The 2,242-nt window shown below is 37.9% G+C and carries 1 protein-coding gene; it reads right to left on the bottom strand.

The genetic code is table 11. The features are described 5' to 3' along the window. Positions 1-226: 226 nt before the first annotated feature. Positions 227-2,080: a P-loop NTPase family protein gene (locus A3EU_RS0125670; protein WP_020539054.1), complete on the bottom strand. Its 1,854-nt coding sequence runs from the start codon at positions 2,078-2,080 to the stop codon at positions 227-229. Positions 2,081-2,242 lie beyond the last annotated feature (162 nt).

Raw genomic sequence — 2,242 nt, 5'->3', positions numbered from 1 at the left:
ACGTTTTTCGGGACATGCGAAGTTCGGAAATTTTCGGCGCAGCCGAAAAAATTTTTGAATTTCCGCATGTCCCGTGTTGTACGAGGTTCGTAGCGCAGCGGAGAAGCTTGTGCAACACGGGCTTGCCCGAAAAACGTTGCCCAAGATGCGGAGCGCAGCGGAGTATCTTGGGCAACTCGGGCCTTGGCGCAGGCCGAGGCACGAGGCTTGTCGCAAAGGCTAAGTTCTACGCCGGCCTTAATTTCTCAATTACAGCATCAATAGTTGCCCTAAACGACCTCAAAAAGAACAGATCTATCCTATCCGCTGAATTCTCATCCAAAACCTCCCCAAACCTTTCACTCAACCTTTCTAATTTTTGAAGTAAGTGAAAGTAATGTTGGCGCACATTTGAATAATTAAATTCGGCATCAAATTCTCCTTCAAGTTGTTCGATCAAGTCTCGATTATTGAGTAACTGAATAACCCGATCTGCAATTTGATCAGCAGTACAGAAACTAAACACAATCTTGATGTCAAGAATCATATTATTTCCCCACCCTTCTAGTTTTAACTCCGCATTCTGTCTTTTCAGGACGTTCTTATAAGCATTGTATCTTTCAAGTAAATTATTATAGACATCTTGGCGTTCTTCCCACATTGAAGGACCAAGCATTCTAAAATTGATTCCTTTCGTCTTTTGTTGTAAACTCAATCCTTCCTCAAACGAATAATCATTTAAATAATTCCTGAATATTTGCTCTAATTCTTCAGTACTTTGTGTTGTAATCATCCCAGATTCTGAAAAGAAGAATAAAAAGTTAAACCCTTTGATTGCATCTGCAATATTTAGTCCCTCTAGTTTCTCAAGAAATCGATTTATTGCCTCCGATAATTCTACAAAAGATAGTGTCTTATATCTTGTTATGGTGACAACATCTTCATCGATTTGTTCTCTTACCGTTTCTTCTTGACTTCTTTTACGATGATTTGCGAGAGACTCACACTCAGCAACAAAGGCTGTTTTGTCAAGTTTTCCAGTCGTGACATATGTGTAAAGAGATTCAAAAAAGTGATATTCTCCTTTGTAACCAATCTCATCATTAGGATCTTCCTTAAAGTAGCTTTCAAATGATTTTATGAATACATCTAAGGTACTAGGGGGCTGATCGTTCTCTTGTGGTGTCTCTTCAACAGCTCCTGTCATCTTATTGATTCTCTCAAAAACAATTTCAGAAAAGAGAAAGCTATCTCCGCCCGATCTTTTCACTTGCTGCGGTAAATGTGCTGGACTTTTAAACTGACTTGTACGTCCTAACTTATATTCGATCGAAAATATAAAAATGAAAAGAAGTATAGATTTAGATAACTCATTAAACTTATCATAGAAGGTATTACTCGCTGTTACGCAGACTTCCAGAAAAAAAGCAAGCGTCCTGTAATTTTTGATCTTATGCCTCTTAAAAAGATATTGGACCGCCGACTTATTTTCTACTATAAAATCTGAAAATTTCTCTTCATCCTTATATTTCGTAAGCATTGTATCTAAAACAGTGTCAAAATCAGACTCAAAATCTACAATCCACTTAATGTACTTTTCTTTTATTACTCTAAATTCCGAACCTTCTATCCTCGGTCGGCTTATATCACCAATTATTATAGTCTTGAACTTCGGATTCTTTAAAAAAGTCCTACTAATGTATCCGAATAATTGTCTGTAAGAATAAGAATCTGCAATTCTCTCTAAATCATCAATGATGACAATAACCTTATCTGGAAAGTGAAAATCCGAAAAACTGAGTGAGTCTAGTACGGCTACCACTTTAGGCATACCTTTAATGACCTTCCCAGCCCTGGTTCCAAATGACAGGAAACTATCTAATTTCAGGTGATTTGTAATTGCTTTGGATACAATTGTCCGATGTAATTCAGCTGTAGAGCTTACCCCATTTACAGTGAAATAGAATATTTCTAGAGGTTTTATGTCTTGGGCTAAAGTATTCTCGATAAAAAAGGTCTTACCTGAACCCCATTCACCGTTTATTAATAATCCGTACTCATCGATCTCGCTAGTAAGATAATTCTTAATTACATCTAACATAAACTATATCATTTTAATGGCGTAGAACGTTTTTCGGGACATGCGAAGTTCGGAAATTTTCGGCTGCGCCGAAAAAATTTTTGAATTTCCGCATGTCCCGTGTTGTACGAGGTTCGTAGCGCAGCGGAGAAGCTTGTGCCACACGGGCTTGCCCGAAAAACG

Source organism: Lewinella cohaerens DSM 23179 (assembly GCF_000379805.1).
GTDB classification, from domain to species: Bacteria; Bacteroidota; Bacteroidia; order Chitinophagales; family Saprospiraceae; genus Lewinella; species Lewinella cohaerens.
This window is presented reverse-complemented; position numbering and strand designations above follow the sequence as displayed.